Genomic DNA, 16,895 nt, shown 5'->3' with positions numbered 1-16,895 from the left:
TCTTTAGCCGGCTGGATTGGTCACTTAATGCCGACTTCCCCAGACTACCGCCGACAATTGATTGCTTGCGGCGCTGCGGCGGGATTAGCTGCGGGTTTCAATGCTCCCATTGCCGGAGTTTTGTTTGTAGTTGAAGAACTGTTGCACGATGTTTCTGGATTGACTTTAGGGACTGCAATTATCGCTTCATTTATCGGTGCAGTTGTCTCGCAACTTTTGGGCGGCGACAGTTTAAACTTGAACCTTCGCGAGTACCCAATAACTTTTCAAGCTCAAGAAATCCCGTTTTACATACTGTTAGGAGTTTTAGCGGGAATCCTGGGAGCTTTGTTCGGCAAAGGGATGATTGCTGGCTTGAAATTTAACAGGCGAACCCTCAAATTTTCCTTGCCCGTGCGAATTGCTCTAGCTGGTCTAATCTGCGGTTCAGTAATAGCTCTTCTGCCAGAAACTTTTCGCAACAATACAGGGCTGCGCGAGTTTTTGCTGACCGGAGAAGCCAACATTACAACGAGTTTAACGGCTTTGGCTGCTCATTTCTTTCTGACAACTATTTCCGCTGCTTCTGGAGCTCCGGGAGGATTGTTTGCCCCTTCTTTAGTTATGGGATCTGCACTCGGTCACATCGTGGGCATTTCGCAAGCAAATTCCCTGGGCATAGGCTTGCCGACAACCTATGCTTTGGCGGGAATGGGAGCGTTTTTTTGCGCGGTTTCGAGAGCGCCGATTACTGCGGTAGTAATTGTCTTTGAAATTACGGCGGATTTTAAATTAGTGCTGCCTTTGATGATCTGTTCTGTAGTTGCTTATTTGGTCGCAGAAAAAGTAGAGAGCGGCTCGTTGTACGATCGCCTTTTGGAGTTTAACGGCATTCAACTAACAAAAGATAAACCTGCGGTTGACGCTTTGAGCGAGTTGCACGCAGCTAACGTGATGCAGCGCCGAGTCGAAACTCTTTCGAGTGGGCTGACTTTCGATGAAGTGATGCAGGCTTTTTCGCGATCGCACCACCGAGGATTTCCAGTAGTAGACGGCGGAAAATTAGTGGGAATTGTCAGTCAAACCGATTTGGCAAATGCCAGCAAACGCAATTTTTCCGACACCTCCCTGCTGAAAGAATTTATGACTGTACAGCCGATCGCAGTCAAAGCAACCGATACTCTAAGCGAAGTTTTGTACAGGCTAAATAACTACAATATCAGCCGTTTGCCAGTGGTAGAAGGCCGCCATTTAGTAGGAATTATTACCCGCAGCGACATTATCCGAGTTGAATCCCAACATCTCAGCGGAGAAAAAACCCTGGGCCCGCATCCAGAACCTTCCTATGTAGTTTATCAAACCAGAGCTCCGCAAATCGGAAACGGTCGCTTATTAGTGCCGCTTTCCAACCCGCAAACAGCCCCCGCTTTGCTGCGGCTGGCGGCCGCGATCGCGCGCGATCGCCATTACGAATTAGAATGCCTACAAATCATCACAGTACCGCGCAACAGTTCCCCCTCAGAAAGCAAAGTGCGGACAACAAAAAGCCGCCGCCTGCTGCAACAAGCCGAGCGAATAATTCGCAACTGGAACTTGCCAGTACACACTCAAATACGGGTAGCTCACGACGTACCTAACGCGATATTAGAGACAATTAGGGAGCGACACATTGATTTAATTTTGATGGGCTGGCAAGGCGAATTTTCCACAACAGGACGCATTTTTGGCGATGTTGTAGATACCGTAATTCGGCAAGCCGGTTGCGAGGTAGTTTTGGTAAAGTGGAGCAAAAAACTACTAGCAACACCCCAAAAAATAAAATTTTTAGCCGCTAGCAGCGCGGGGGAAGATGCTTCTACACAATGGCAGTTAAATGACGCAGAAAATGCTACATTTGCCGCATCAAGTTCATCAGCAACTCCCGAGACAGAACTTTCCCCGCCAAATTCTGACATTCCGCCGCCAGAATTGGGATTGCATACGCTGATGGGTTTGCAGCGCTGGTTAGTGCCAATTCGCGGCAGTTACAAGCAAGCTGCGGCTTTGCGGCTGTTACCTGCTTTCGTGGCTGCGAGTGCAGTACCGGAGATTAAATTGTGTCAAGTTCACCAGCCTTCTGTTGCAGAACCCGATCGGCTAGAATTAAAGCAAGCTGCGGAGTTTATTCAGCGCAGAGTTAAGTGTTCAGTAATCGCGACAGCCGTTTGCGCTAAATCGGTTTCCGATGCTTTAATCGATCAAGCTCAAAATGATCAATGTGATGCCATTGTCCTCGGAGCCAGCCGCGAAGGGCTATTGAAGCAGGTGATTCAAGGGAACATCCCGGAAGCTGTGGCGCGCGGGTGCGACTGTACAGTCATATTAGTGCGATCGGCCTCTTAGTCATTAGTAATCGGGCTGTTGACTGTTGGCTGTTGACTGTTAATTACTAACAACTAACAACTGCCAACTAACAACTGCCAACTGACAAATTATTATGGTTCACTTTAACGTCGGCTTTCAACACTTTAACTCCTTCGCCGACATTACCCTATCCCTGGCCACAACATTAGACCAGATGGGAATTCCTATTTCCGTCGAACCATCGCCAATAGCCTCTCACATCAGCCGCAATTCCACAGCAGAAGAAAACCACCTGCTAGCAAAGTGGATGAACACCGTACCATCAGATTTATTTCAGATCAAATGGTCTCATTACTGGAAACCTCATTTCCTCAAAGAACTCAAGGGACATCTCAACTTAGAATTTTTTGCCATTAATTACGAATTCGCCAGAAACGACGATAATGATGATTACTGGATTTACGATGCAGTCAACAATTCATCCCACATACTAGCAGTAAGCGAATATTCTAAAAACGTTTTAATCAAAGCTGGCTGTCGGGCGCAAAAAGTCTCAGTCGTGCCTTTAGGCTTCAATCCTTTAATCTCGAAACTCTATTCTACCAGACCCCAGAAAACCAAAAAAGAGCTAAAATATATTCTGCACATGACCAACTCTTATGATTTATATAGATTTGGCACGGATCTCGCCATTCAAGCATTTTATCGAGAGTTTAAAAATGATGCTAACGTAGAATTAATTATCAAAGATGGCGGCAAAAATCCCGAGTTCATAGTAGAACATATCCTAAATAACGAAAAGCAATTCGGCAAGTCAAAGTCAAAAATTCAGGTAAAACCTAAATTTTGTAGTAAAGCAGAACTAGCTGATTTATACTTATCAGCAGATGCTTTTTTAGCTCCCTTTCGCGGCGAAGGTTTTGCCATTAAAATTTTGGATGCCTTTGCAGCAGGTTTACCCGTCGCCATGACGATGTACGGTGGCCCCACTGAGTACGCCAATACCGCTAACTGCTATCCCATTACTTGCGATCTAATTCCCGTAGGAGAGTGTTACGATACTCAGTATCTGAAAATCAGAAATTCTCCTCATTGGGCAGAACCAAACGTTGACTCTGTTCGCCAGCAGTTGCGAAAAATCGTCGAAGACCCGATGCGTTTTCAGGTAGCTCAAAAAGCTAGAGAGACGGCAGATTTATTTAATTGGGAAGCGACGGGCAAAAAATTGCTAAAATTAATGCGAGAGTTGTTTTAGGAACGGAAATTATGGGACTCGAACGCAAAATGTTTAGGGGAATGTTTTCACCTAGCGAAGTGGTACAATTAAAACAGCCTTGTTTTACTCCAGGGCGGTTGTTTGAACCCGGAAAATATAACGCTGCCGATTTGCCGGATATCGCTTTTGATATGGGTTTGGTAGACCATTTGCCACCTGTCAAAGCCAATACTTCAGAAAAATTAATCCCCCAAAACCCACAAGATTAAAAATTCGACGAGTGATCCCAAATCCGGTTGCATCGACTCAACCAAACTGCGAAGGCGAACCCGAACGCAAAGGAAGAGAAGAGACAGAGATGAGTAATTTCGATGCCAACGGATTTCATATAACCCCGTTCGCAGTGAGGACTTAAGTCCTAAAAATTGAAAGAATCAAAGACTCAAGTCCTGACTGCAAAAAATATCGAACCAATTCAACCCTTTTGCTCAATCTTGGCAATTAACTCCTTCAAAACTTTACTAGCTTTATCATTTTCAATCTGACAAGTTCCGGCGTTCTGATGACCCCCGCCACCATATCTTAACATTAACTCCCCAATATTAGTTTTAGAAGTTTTGTTAAAGATTGATTTACCAACTGCGAAAACAGTATTTTGTTGTTTCAGCCCCCAAAGTGCGTGAATCGAGATATTGCACTCGGGAAACAAAGCATAAAGTACAAAACGATTTCCGGCATAAATTACGTCTTCGTTCCGCAAATCCAAAACCACTAATTTTTCATAAACTTTGGCGCAGCGCTGTATTTGCTCTTGAAATTTTTCTGATTGCTCGAAGTAAAGGTCTACTCTTTCTTTTACATCAGGAAGCTGCAAGATTTGGTCGATATTATGAGTTTTGCAGTAATCGATTAACTGCATCATTAACTGATAGTTGGAAACTGTAAATTCTTTAAACCTGCCCAACCCGGTTCGAGCATCCATTAAAAAGTTTAACAGCACCCATTTTTCTGGATGTAAAACTTCTTCTTTGGAAAATTGAGCGGAATCTGACTTGTCAACGGCTACCATCATTTCCTCGGAAATATCGGGAAACTTGGCTCGGCTTCCATAATATTTGTACAGCACCCTAGCTGCTGAATCTGCATAGGGGTCGATGATGTGATTGATTTTGATTTTTTCGTGTCTGAGAGTTTCGCTGAAGTGGTGGTCGAAGGCTAGATGAACTCCTTCAACATAGGGTAAGTTGGTGCTAATATCGTTATTTGTTATTTCGATTTTTCCATCCTGCATATCTTTAGGATGCACGAATTTAATCTCGTCGATCAAATCTAGTTCTTTGAGCAAAACTGCACAGACAAGACCGTCAAAATCGCTGCGGGTGACTAATCTGTATTTTTTAGTGAGTGGCATAGGTTTGTGTGAGAGGCAGTGACTGATTACAAGACAATATAACTTATTACCCGATCGCCGGACAATATGAATGCAGACCCTTACGCTTGGATAGAGAAGTCCCTGGACACTGTGCGCCGTGCCGATTGGTATCGATCGCCACAATCGATCGAAAGTTGCCGCGGCCCTACGGTAAAATTAGGAAACCGCCGGCTGATTAACTTTGCCAGCAACGATTATCTCGGGCTGGCGGGCGATGACAGGTTAATTCAAGCGGCTGTGGCTGCAACAAAGGAATTAGGTACGGGTGCGACGGGTTCGAGGTTGCTCAGCGGACACCGCGATTTGCACCGACAGCTAGAACTGGCTATTGCTAATTTAAAACAAACCGAAGACGCTTTAGTATTCAGTTCGGGATATTTAGCAAATTTAGGGGCGATCGCATCGATCGTCGGCAAGCGCGACTTGATATTATCTGACAAGTACAACCATTCGAGCCTCAAAAACGGAGCAGCGCTTAGCGGTGCAACAGCACTAGAGTACAATCACTGCCATCTTGAGGATTTAAAAGCCAAGCTAGAGCAAAATCGGGTCAAATACCGCAAGTGTTTAATTATTACCGATAGCGTCTTTAGCATGGATGGGGACTTGTGCCCGCTACCGCAGTTAATAGCTTTGGCCGGACAATTTAACTGCATGGTATTAGTAGATGAAGCTCACGCTACAGGAGTTTTCGGTGCTAGGGGTGGCGGTTGCACAGAACATTTCGGCTGTACGGGATTGCCGCTAATTCAAGTTGGCACGCTAAGCAAAGCTTTGGGAAGTTTGGGCGGCTACGTTGCGGGCTCTGCTGCCTTAATTGATTTTCTCCGCAATCGAGCTGCGACTTGGATTTATACTACCGGATTAACCCCGGCTGACACGGCTGCTGCTTTGGAAGCTGTGAAAATTGTACAGCAAGAACCAGAACGCCGATCGCGCTTGCAACAAAATATTGAAACTTTCAAATATTGCGCGATTACCAATCGCCAATTACCAATTAGCCATTCCCTCTCTCCAATTTTCAGTTTACCGTTAAAAAATGCAGCCACAGCTTTAACCGCCGGTAGCAAACTCAAGGAGATGGGTATTTTTGCTCCGGCGATTCGGCCTCCGACTGTAAGTGTCAGCCGAATTCGGATTTCGCTGATGGCAACTCACGAGCTCGCACACTTGCAGCAGTTAGTAGAGGCGCTGGGGGAAGTTTTGAGTTTTGACTCAATGTAGGGCGCGCGCCGCCGCACACAGCTTGAGTAAATCATGGCTTACGCGCTCCCGCTCAAGAAACCGGGTTTTTGGAAAAAATACATTGGTTGCAGCCAGCAAGTGCGGAATTATATTGTTTGCGGGCAGGTATCTTGCCTGCCCCACAGCAATTTTGCAGCTCGGCTGTGTCCCTACAGATGCCGCTCTTTAAATAAATTATGGGAATTGTCAAGATATCGCTATTGACTTATGCAAAATAGCTTATACTGTTGTGGTCGATCGCTCGCAAATGTAAATTTTTTGTAAATTTAGATACTTTTTGGAATTTTGCGCTATATTAAAGAAGTAGTCGGTACACCAAATTCAATATAAGGAATGTCCACGATGAACACAAATCGCAAAAACGTCAGAAAAGTAGCTGAAACCCACCGCGCTAACATTCACAAGCAACTGATGCACCGCATTGAAGCAGCTAGAGCCAGCGGCAATCAAGATTTGGTTCGGGTGCTGGAAGAGGAAATGAGACAGTTGTAAGAAGCTGCCACTAAAATATTGTTTGCAGTCTGGTTTAGAGGGTTGTGCGAGAAAGCAGAATTCCCGCAACCTCTATTTGTTGAATTTTCACTCCTCTGTTAGTTGGTAGAAAAAAACCCGGTTTCTTGAAGAAACTGGGTTTTTTCGTTGGGATTCGTCGTCTTGAACAGGCAGGATGCCTGTTCCACAACAATTATTGACTGTTGAGTGTTGACTGTTGACTGTTGACTGTTAACTGTTAGTTGTTAGTTGTTAGTTGTTAGTTGTTAGTTGTTATTAGGAATTGAGAATTGGAAATTGGTAATTCGTAGCAAGTAACCAATAACCAATAACCAATAACCAATAACCAATAACCAATAACCAATAACCAATAACCAATAACCAATAACCAATAACCAATAACCAATGACTAATGACTACTGCCTATCTTCCTCCGACTACAACATTTTTAATTCGCAAGTGGGGGCCGCCGACGCTGACGGGCAAACCGCCTTGGCCGCCTTTGCCGCAACCGCCGTAGGCATAAACTGAGTCGTTGCCGATCGACTCAATATCCTTTAAAGTCTGAAATACATTGCCGCTTAAAGTGACATCGCTCACCGGTTCGGCCAATTTGCCGTCGCGAATCATGAACCCTTGGGCTGCGGCAAAAGTAAACATTTCGCCGTTGGTTTGTCCTCCCAGCATCCGCACTGCATAGACTCCTTCCTCAATGTCGCCCACCATTTCGTCAAAAGAATGTGCGCCAGATTCGATCGCCGTATTAGTCATCCGCACCAAAGGCATAAAAGTAGCGCTCAGAGCCCTGGCATTTCCCGTCGGAGCTTCGCCCATTTTGCCCGCAGTCTCGCGATTGTGCATCCTCGCTGCTAAAACTCCATTTTTGATTAAATGCTTGCACTGAGCGGGCACACCTTCGTCGTCGTATTTGAGAGTTCCAGGCAGTCCCGGCAATGTTGCGTCGTCAATTACATTTAATTGTTCGATCGCCACAGGCTTGCCCAAAGTCAACAATTCCTGCATTTTCGGGTTTTCGTAAATGCCGTCGGCTTCCGACAAATGGCCGAAAGCTTCGTGAATAAACACCCCCGACAAATAAGGGTCTAAAATCACTGGATACTGACCGCCTTTCACCGATTTTGCTTCTAGTTGGCTGACTGCTCGAACGGCCGCACTTTTAACACGATCTTCAATATTTGTCAATACATCGTAGTCCGATCGCGAGTGAATCGATTCAAACCCTTGCCGGACGACACCGCCTTCGCCCCGGGCGATCGCCCCAAAACGCCCGGTCACGTCCAAGCGCTCTTGAGCAATCGAAGTACCTTGAGAATTTACAAAATAAGTAATCCCAAATCTGTCGCTGTAACCGGCCATTGTCGTCTGAATTCGCGGGTCGTAATCTAACAGCAACTGATTGTAAGATTCGAGCAATTTCCGCTTTTCGGCTAGAGTAATAGAGCGCGGATCGCGGCCCAATTCCACCGCTACATAATCTTGAATCGGCGTGACATCTGCTAGTAGAGTTTTTTCGCTGCCCACCAACCGAGACTGCACTACAGCTTCTTCAATCCGAGCTTTTAACTCAGCTAAACCGTTAAAAGTTACAAAACTCCAGCCGCCTTTGTGACAGGCGCGGATGCCGCCGGCAAGACTGAAACTGCGGTTGACAGCATCTAACTCAGGGCCGCGAAAACTAATCGCAGTTGACTCGCTTTGTTCGAGCCGAACTTCTAGATAATCTACTCGATCGCGGTAAGGTGCGATCGCTTCCATCAACTGTTGCTGCATCAAATTGTCCCTATGAATTATTCGCGCCGGGCGCTGAAAAAAATTATTGCTAACTCTATTTTAGCTAATAATTCTAGTCTTTTGGGTGCGCGAGTCCGAGCAGGGGAGCGGGAGAGGGGAGAACGGGAGAACGGGAGAGGGAATTGGTGTCAACAAACACGTCAAACGTAGTTCCAGTCTTCTGTCTGGTGATTAAGGAATGAGAATTAAATAACTTACCATTGTTATGGTTCTTGTGGGATGGGCGTCCCGCCAGTCCTGGAGGGGCTATAGAGCCCATCCCACTAATTATGTGTAAATTATTTAATTCGCGATCCTAAGACCCGATCCCTAACCCCCCTTAAAAAAGGGGGGACAACAATCACTCAAAGTCCCCCTTGCTTTCGGGGGAGGCGAGGGGGATCTGGTCTCAGCGGCGAACGAGCAATACAAAGGTTTTTGACCTTAAGTTGACACCAATGGGGAGAATGCGAGAGGGAATTGAAATATACCAGTTAAATGCTGTACAGCTTACAACACAAAAAACTCGCGCCAGTTGGCTAAAAGCCCGGTATACCGGAAATTTTGCATCTGCCTAGAAAAATAGAATTAAAATAAATCTATCTAAAGACTTAAAAATATAGCTTAAGTGCCTGCAAATGGAAAACTTTAAAATTAAAAAGTTCCAAACTTTACCCTATTTAGCGGCAATTTCGACATTTATAGCGATTTTGGTCGGAGTTGGCATTTTAGACCGATCGGAACAACAGCGATTTTTGCAGTACAAACGCGCTAGCACGATCGATCGGCTCAGCACAGTCCGTTCTAAGCTGGAAGGATCTTTGAATTCCCGGCTGTTTTTGCTCCGGGGTTTGGTGGCTGACATTTCCAACAACCCGAACATCACCGAAGCCGAGTTTGCGGCGATAGCGAGAATTTTGCTGGCACAGCAAACCGGCATTCGCAACATAACTTTAGTTAAAGGCACGACAATTGCTGATGTTTATCCGCGGGCGGGAAATGAAAAGGCGATCGGGGTTGACTTGACGGCGGTACCCGAACAGCGACAAATGGTCCAAGATGTCATCAATACCAGAAAAACTTTGGTTGCAGGGCCCGTGAAATTATTCGAGGGGGGCGAGGGGTTCGTCAGCCGATCGCCCATTTTTCTCACACCCCCTGGCGCAGAGCCCGAAACAGGAGTTTACTGGGGGTTGATCGGCATGGTTCTAGACAAAAACTCCCCGATCGAGGAAGCAGGAGTCAATGATCCCAAGGCTAACCTGCAATACGCTTTGCGGGGCGAAGACGGCAAAGGAGCGATCGGGGACGTGTTTTTCGGCGACAAGTCGATTTTTCAGCAGAATCCTGTGGTTCTGGAAATCACTTTGCCCAACGGTTCCTGGCATTTGGCAGCAATTCCAGTGGGGGGATGGTCGCAGAATTCGCCACTGCGGGGGTGGTTGCTTTTTGGCGGTGGCTGGCTGGCTGTTTTCAGCGGGGCGGTGATTTTTAGCTGGGTTTACGGGCGGGAGAAGTTGCGCGCCAGCGAAGCTAAGTACCGGCAATTGGTCGAGAATGCTAACAGCATCATTGTGCAGTTAGACAGTCAGGGCAAAATTACTTTTTTTAATGAATTTGCGGAAAATTTTTTCGGGTATTCAGAAGCCGAAATAATTGGCAAAAGCCCGATCGGCACAATTGTAGATCCGGCCAATTTATCAGAAAATCATTTAGCCATAATAATTCGAGACTGCGCGGCACACCCGGACAAATACTTCAAACACGAAAATGAAAACATCCGCCGCTGCGGGGGAAAAGTCTGGGTAGCTTGGAGAAATCAACTGTTGTTCGATGCCCGAGGAAGGTCGATCGGGCTGCTGTCGGTGGGCACAGACATTAGCGATCGCAAAAAAGCTGAAATCGCCCTGAAAGCTTCTGAATCAGAATTGCGAGCTTTATTCGCGGCGATGAACGACATAATTTTTGTGCTCGATATTGAGGGACGCTACCTGAAAATTGCCCCCACAAATCCCGAACTTTTGTACAAGCCGCCGGCCGAACTTGTCGGCAAAAAAGTCAGCGATATATTTGAGCCAGAAATCGCAGAATTTTTTGTGGACAAAATTCGCACCGCCCTCGCTACGAATCAAATCTGTACTTTTGAATATAACATACAAATTTCCAGCCAACAAAAGTGGTTTGCTGCTACCATTTCGCCCATGAAACAAAACACGCTTCTGTGGGTAGCCCGCGACATTACGCAGCGCAAACAATCTGAAAAATGGTTGAACGCTCAAAAACAAATTTTAGAAATGATTGCTCAGGGCGCTTCTTTGAGCGATACTTTAAATACTTTAATTGAAATTGTCGAACAGCAATCTAGAGATGTCATGGGTTCGGTTTTGCTGTTAGATGAAGACGGTCAACATTTGCTGCACGGAGCCGCGCCGAGTTTGCCCGACAGTTTCAACGCTGCTGTTAATGGTGCAGCCATCGGCCCGAATGTCGGTTCCTGCGGCACTGCTGTCTACCGCCGCGAACAAGTAATCGTGACAGATATTGCTACCGATCCTTTGTGGGAAAATTACCGAGATTTAGCCTTAAATTTTGGACTGAAAGCTTGTTGGTCTAGTCCGATTTTTTCGTCTGAAGGCAAAGTTTTAGGCACTTTCGCCATGTATTGCGCTCAACCGCGCGTTCCCCAAAATTTCGATCTGGAATCGATCGAAACTGTCAGGAATTTAGCAGGAATTGCGATCGAGCGCAAACAGGCAGAAGAAAATCTCAAACAGCTCAATCAAGAACTCGAAAATAGAGTTAAAGAACGCACAGCTCAATTGATGCAAAGTGAAGAACGCTGGCAGTTAGCGCTCAAAGGCAACAATGACGGTATTTGGGATTGGAACTTGCAAACAGGAGAAATATTCCTGTCCCATCGATTTAAGGAAATCACCGGATACGAACACGCCCCAGATATCGATTACTTTGACGAATGGAACAGGGGCACGCATCCCGACGATTTGGCCTTAGTAATGCAAGCTTTCCAAGACCATTTAGATAGGAAAACGCCACATTACATCATCGAATACCGCTTGTGGTGCTACAACAGCTCCTACAAATGGATACTCAGTCGGGGACAAGCTTTGTGGGAGGAATCTGGAAAAGCAGTCCGCATTGTTGGTTCAATTACTGACATTACGGAGCGCAAACAAGCAGAGTCAGCACTGCGGGAAAGCGAGGAAAAATTCCAAAAGCTGTCGGCTAATTTACCCGGAATGATTTATCAATGTTTGCTGCGTCCGGATGGATCTGTGAGTTTCCCTTACCTGAGTCCTGCTTGCCGAGAAATGTTTGACTTAGAACCAGAAGCTGTGATGCAAAATTCGTCTTTGCTAATAGATTTGGTTCATCCCGACGACATCCAAAATTATTACGAATCTAATGCTATTTCAGCGCAAAATTTGCAACCTTGGCAGTGGGAAGGACGGCTGGTACTGCCTTCTGGGAAACTTCGCTGGTTTCAGGTAATGTCGCGTCCTGAAGCTAAAGACAATGGCGATATTCTTTGGGACGGCATCACCATTGATGTGACAGACCGCAAGCAAGCTGAGTTGGCTTTGCAAGAAAGCCAGCAGTTCATTCAAAAAATCGCCGATGCTACTCCCGGTATTTTGTATCTATACGATTTGGAAGAACAGCGAAATACCTACACTAATTCTTCTGTGGTGACGGTTTTAGGCTATAGCTTTGACGACATTAAAGCGATGGGTTCGTCACTGATACCTCAGTTAGTATACCCCGAAGATTTGCCTAAAATCGTGAAACATCACGCGAGCTTTGTAGAAGTTGAAGATGGGGAAATTAAAGAAATTGAATACCGGATGCGGGCTGCAAACAGTCAAGTTTTGTGGCTGCAAACTCGGGATAGTATTTTTAGCAGAAATGCTGAGGGTCAGCCCAAAGTAATAATTGGATTTGCTCTGGATATTACGACTCGCAAACAAGCTGAAGAAGCTCTGCGACAAAGCGAGGCGCGAGAAAGAGAAAGAGCCGGAGAGTTGGAGTCAGCGCTGCGGTCATTGCGCTCTACTCAAGCTCAGCTTATTCAAACTGAAAAAATGTCTTCTTTGGGGCAGTTAGTTGCCGGGGTAGCTCACGAAATTAATAATCCGGTTAATTTCATTCACGCTAATATTAATTATTTCAAAGAGTATACGCAACAGTTGCTCGGTCTGGTGAGTCTCTACGAACAAGAGTATCCAGAACCGAATCCAAAAATTGTCGATCGCATTCAAGAGATTGATTTGAACTTCATGGCCGAGGATTTAATAAAACTTGTGGGTTCGATGCAGGTAGGAACCGATCGCATCCGGCAAATTGTTTTGTCGCTCAGGAATTTCTCGCGGCTGGACGAATCGGCGATGAAGCCTGTGGATATTCACGCGGGAATTGATAGCACTTTGTTGATTTTGCAGCACCGCTTGAAGAGTCACGACAGCAGTCCAGAAATTGAAGTAATTAAGGAGTTCGGCAAACTGCCGCTTGTGGAGTGCTACGCGAGCCAACTAAATCAAGTGTTTATGAATATTATTGTTAATGGCATTGATGCGATCGAGGAACGCTGTGCTAAGTTATCGTTTCCCGAAGCAGAGCAAAATCCGGGCAGGATTGTTATTTGCACTGGTGTCACGCCTCACAACACTGTGATGGTGCAAATTTCGGATAACGGTACGGGCATTCCCGAGGGGATAGCCGATCGCATTTTTAACCCGTTTTTTACGACAAAAGCTGTGGGGAAAGGTACGGGGTTGGGAATGTCGATCGCCCATTCGATTGTGGTAGAAAAGCATAAGGGGAAGATTGAGTGTACTTCCCAAATGGGACGGGAAACGATTTTTAAGATTGAAATTCCGATCGGCAAAACCTAGTCGATTTTAGATTTTAGATTGGTAGGGTGCGTCAGCTCATAGTTGAATTTTCAGGCTGTGAGGGATGAGCCGCGAGCTGACGCACCCTAAAAATTGAGCGGCTCGTGCACGAATGCTCCCTCTCTTCCCTCTTCCCTCTTCCCTCTTCCCTCTTCCCTCTTCCCTCTTCCCTCTTGCTTCTTCCTTCTTCCCTCTTCCTTCTTCCCTCTTCCTTCTTCCCTCTTGCTTCTTCCTTCTTCCCTCTTCCTTCTTCCTGATGACGTTGGACCCAAAGCTCGGGGGGGACAGCAAAACATGACGTTGGACTAATGACTTAATGACTTCTTCCCTCTGCTATAGCGACTAAGATAGATCCAAGCTGCTAGAGAAGCGGTGCTGCATCAACCTTTAAAGAGATAAAAACTGACATGATGGGATTAATCCTGGAAGCGCTCGAAGCAATGGGACACAATGTCCGCTGGATGTCTTGGAATTTGTTTTTAGGTTTACTACCCCTGGCGCTGAGTTTTTGGCTGTTCCGCAAACCTCGATCGCGCTGGCTGCTGTGGGGTACGTGGGTTCTCCTGGGCGCTAGTTTTGTGCCGAGCACGCGCCATGTTTTAGGCTATCTGAGGCACATCGTGCAAGATGTGGGCAAAACTTACGTTTTGGGGGCGATCGTCATTACACTCGCGCTGATGGCTTTAGACATCTGGGTACTGCGGCAGCGCGGAGTTCGCTCTCTCCGCTGGTGGGGCGGTTTTTTCTGGTTTATCGCATTTTTGCCCAATGCACCCTACGTTTTAACTGATATCATTCACCTGATCGAGCAGATCAAACAGAACCACTCGGTGTGGACTGTGACTCTGGCTTTGATTCCGCAGTATTTGGCGTTTATGCTGGCCGGGTTTGGAGCTTACGTGCTGTCGGTGATGAATTTGGGTTACTATCTCAAGCAACAGGGCTGGAGTAGATTTATCCTCGCCACCGAGACGATCGTACACGCACTTTCGGCGATCGGCATTTATTTAGGGCGATTTATCCGCTTCAACAGTTGGGACATTCTGACTAATCCCGATGAGCTGGTTAACACCGTCATGAACGATTTGATTGGTAAGCGTCCGGTTGTAGTAATGGCTGCAACATTTGTAGTAATTGCGGTTTTGTATTGGCTGATGAAGCAGGTTATTTTGGGCATCAGCCAGCGATTTTACAGCAGTCAATCCGAGTCGGAGCCGATCGGCGAAAGCGCAACTTCAGCCGATTCCATCGATTTGAGATTTTAGATGAGCTTCACAACTAAAGTCCCAACTTTTTTGCTCTCGACGACTTATTTCCCAAAAGCAAGTATTCCTCTGTACGCGAGCTCATATCCGGTAAAATAACTGTTATCCGGTTCGAGGGTTCTCGAAGGATAGGATATGATAACATTCGCTCAACTTCCACTTAAATTACTGCGGTAATAGAAAAGAAAAGTTGCTATGTTATAAAAGCCAAAGTAGTTTTGTAAAAAGCAAAGATGAATCGATTTGACCGTCAGTTGTGGGAGAGATTTCTTGCGATCGCCCAACCTTATTTTTATCCTTTACAGCCAGGGGGAGGCAGAATATTTTTAGGATTAGTCGCGCTGTTGTTGATATTTCTCTTTGCTGCGATGTTTGTACTCCTCAGCGCTGTATGTCTCGGAGGTGCCGCTCTTTTTCCTAATTTTGTCAATAGTATTGCGGCCGGCTTAATTACTTTGTTGACAGCAATTATTAAGTCGCCAACAATTGCGATCGTGGCTTTGATGCTAATTATTCCTTTGAGTGCTTTTGTCGGGTTTAAAAACAGACTGACTAGGCACTGGCAGCCCTGGGCTTTATTGACTTTGCTGCTATTTTTGTCGCTGTCAGTCAGCGGTTTGAATGTAATAATTAGTTATGTCGGTAACTTTTTTAACACAGCACTAGCTAAAAAAGACGAACTCAATTACTGGAAGTATCTGTATGTCTATGCAGGGGTTTTTCTACTCGGCACTCCTATTGTAGTAATTTATCGCTATACCCGAGATAAATTAAGCCTCTACTGGCGAGAGTGGATGACAAATAAGTTCCTGGACAAGTATTTTCAAAATCGGGCTTATTACGAAATAAATGCACACAAGGAAATAGACAATCCAGACCAGCGAATTTCCGAAGATGTCAAATCATTTACCGAGACAAGTTTGTCATTTTTGCTGATCGTCCTGGGTGCAATCGTTGACGTTATATCTTTCACAGGTATCCTGTGGTCAATCTCAAAAGAACTCTCGATATTTCTGATAGTTTATGCTATTTTGGGAACAGTCGCCACTCTGATTTTTGGTCAAAGATTAGTACCTCTTAATTTTAATCAGCTTAAAAAAGAAGCTAACTTCCGTTACGGACTGGTTCACATTCGCGACAATGCCGAATCAATTGCTTTTTACCAGGGGGAGGAACAGGAATCGACACAAATAAAGCAGCGGTTCGTGGAAGTATTCCGCAATTTTAATTTACTCATTGGCTGGCAGCGAAATCTGGATTATTTTACAACTGGATACGGATATGCTGTGGTGATTATTCCGGCTTTGTTTCTAGCTCCTGCTTACTTTGCCGACAAAACCGATACAATCCAGTTTGGAGATATCACGCAAGCAGGTTTTGCTTTCAGTCAGGTTTTAGGCGCTTTTTCGGTGGTTGTAACTCAGATTGAACCCCTGAGTTCTTTTGCAGCTAGTATCAATCGTTTGACTGTATTTACAGATACTTTGGAAGCAGAAAAAGCCGTATCTCGTGCCGGAGAAACAACTATAGATTTAGTAGTTGATTCTCGGTTGACGCTGGAACACGTTACTTTAGATACTCCCAAACATCAAAAGACTTTGATTAGGGATTTGTCGGTAGCGGTGTCGCCCGGAGAAGGACTGTTAATTGTCGGTCAAAGCGGTGCTGGGAAGAGTTCTTTGGTGCGGGCTATTGCTGGTTTGTGGGACTCGGGAACGGGTCGTTTGGTGCGGCCGGAACTTGGGGAAATGTTGTTTTTGCCGCAGCGTCCTTATATGATTTTGGGCAGTTTGCGATCGCAACTTCTGTATCCAAACACCAGCAGCGAGGTTGACGAGGAAAAATTGCGCTATGTTTTAGCATCAGTAAACTTAGCAGATTTACCGGACAGATTGGGCGGTTTTGATGCAGATTTAGATTGGCACGAGATTTTGTCGCTGGGAGAACAGCAGCGTTTAGCTTTTGCCAGATTGTTGCTAACAGAACCGCGATACGCTATTTTGGATGAGGCGACAAGTGCTTTGGACTTGAAGAACGAGCAACATTTATACGAGCAGTTGCAAGCAACTAAAACTACCTTTGTGAGTGTCGGGCACCGCTTGAGTTTGTTGAAATATCACCAGCAGGTTTTGGAACTGTTGGGCGATGAAAGTTGGCGGGTGGTTTCTGCCGAAGAATACCGCGATAGTACGAGCGTGTTTGGTTGATACAGGGTTGCCTTA

The 16,895-nt window shown here is 45.7% G+C and carries 12 protein-coding genes; 9 read left to right on the top strand and 3 right to left on the bottom strand.

Annotated elements, in window-relative coordinates; translation table 11 throughout:
* The 3 genes from IQ270_RS11790 to IQ270_RS11780 all read left to right on the top strand — a co-directional run.
* A partial coding sequence (locus tag IQ270_RS11790; protein ID WP_193973405.1) for a chloride channel protein occupies positions 1–2,361 on the top strand: 2,361 nt, incomplete at its 5' end.
* Positions 2,362–2,455: 94 nt separating this feature from the next.
* Entirely contained in the window at positions 2,456–3,577 is a 1,122-nt protein-coding gene (locus tag IQ270_RS11785; RefSeq protein WP_193973404.1) for a glycosyltransferase family 4 protein, read from the top strand.
* An 11-nt stretch (positions 3,578–3,588) separates the two neighbouring features.
* Entirely contained in the window at positions 3,589–3,807 is a 219-nt protein-coding gene (locus IQ270_RS11780; protein WP_193973403.1) for a hypothetical protein, read from the top strand.
* Positions 3,808–4,013: 206 nt separating this feature from the next.
* On the opposite strand, the gene IQ270_RS11775 is transcribed toward IQ270_RS11780, so the two are convergent.
* Positions 4,014–4,949 (bottom strand): exopolyphosphatase, encoded by a 936-nt coding sequence (locus tag IQ270_RS11775; RefSeq protein ID WP_193973402.1) that lies wholly within the window; start codon positions 4,947–4,949, stop codon positions 4,014–4,016.
* 66 nt (positions 4,950–5,015) lie between these two features.
* Here IQ270_RS11775 and bioF point away from each other — a divergent pair, with 66 nt between their 5' ends.
* Both bioF and IQ270_RS11765 read left to right on the top strand, forming a co-directional pair.
* Positions 5,016–6,194, top strand: coding sequence for an 8-amino-7-oxononanoate synthase (gene bioF / locus IQ270_RS11770; RefSeq protein WP_193973401.1), 1,179 nt, complete (start codon positions 5,016–5,018; stop codon positions 6,192–6,194).
* Between the two features lie 363 nt (positions 6,195–6,557).
* The gene (locus IQ270_RS11765; protein WP_193973400.1) at positions 6,558–6,707 is read left to right on the top strand and encodes a hypothetical protein; all 150 of its coding nucleotides are present in this window, start codon (positions 6,558–6,560) and stop codon (positions 6,705–6,707) included.
* Between the two features lie 423 nt (positions 6,708–7,130).
* On the opposite strand, the gene IQ270_RS11760 is transcribed toward IQ270_RS11765, so the two are convergent.
* Positions 7,131–8,498: a TldD/PmbA family protein gene (locus IQ270_RS11760; protein WP_193973399.1), complete on the bottom strand. Its 1,368-nt coding sequence runs from the start codon at positions 8,496–8,498 to the stop codon at positions 7,131–7,133.
* A gap of 12 nt (positions 8,499–8,510) precedes the next feature.
* Between IQ270_RS11760 and IQ270_RS11755 the strand changes: the two genes are divergently transcribed.
* Positions 8,511–8,669 (top strand): hypothetical protein, encoded by a 159-nt coding sequence (locus IQ270_RS11755; protein ID WP_193973398.1) that lies wholly within the window; start codon positions 8,511–8,513, stop codon positions 8,667–8,669.
* Positions 8,670–9,136: 467 nt separating this feature from the next.
* Entirely contained in the window at positions 9,137–13,408 is a 4,272-nt protein-coding gene (locus IQ270_RS11750) for a PAS domain S-box protein (protein WP_193973397.1), read from the top strand.
* An 86-nt stretch (positions 13,409–13,494) separates the two neighbouring features.
* On the opposite strand, the gene IQ270_RS11745 is transcribed toward IQ270_RS11750, so the two are convergent.
* Positions 13,495–13,680 (bottom strand): hypothetical protein, encoded by a 186-nt coding sequence (locus tag IQ270_RS11745; RefSeq protein ID WP_193973396.1) that lies wholly within the window; start codon positions 13,678–13,680, stop codon positions 13,495–13,497.
* Between the two features lie 135 nt (positions 13,681–13,815).
* Here IQ270_RS11745 and IQ270_RS11740 point away from each other — a divergent pair, with 135 nt between their 5' ends.
* Together IQ270_RS11740 and IQ270_RS11735 are read left to right on the top strand one after the other, a co-directional pair.
* Positions 13,816–14,673, top strand: coding sequence for a DUF1361 domain-containing protein (locus tag IQ270_RS11740; protein ID WP_193973395.1), 858 nt, complete (start codon positions 13,816–13,818; stop codon positions 14,671–14,673).
* Between the two features lie 233 nt (positions 14,674–14,906).
* Entirely contained in the window at positions 14,907–16,880 is a 1,974-nt protein-coding gene (locus IQ270_RS11735; RefSeq protein ID WP_193973394.1) for an ABC transporter ATP-binding protein/permease, read from the top strand.
* The last annotated feature ends 15 nt before the right edge of the window (positions 16,881–16,895 follow it).

Source organism: Microcoleus sp. LEGE 07076 (assembly GCF_015207455.1).
GTDB lineage: Bacteria > Cyanobacteriota > Cyanobacteriia > Cyanobacteriales > Microcoleaceae > Microcoleus.
The sequence above is the reverse complement of the archived record's forward strand: the minus strand, read 5'-3'. Positions and strand labels throughout refer to the sequence as shown.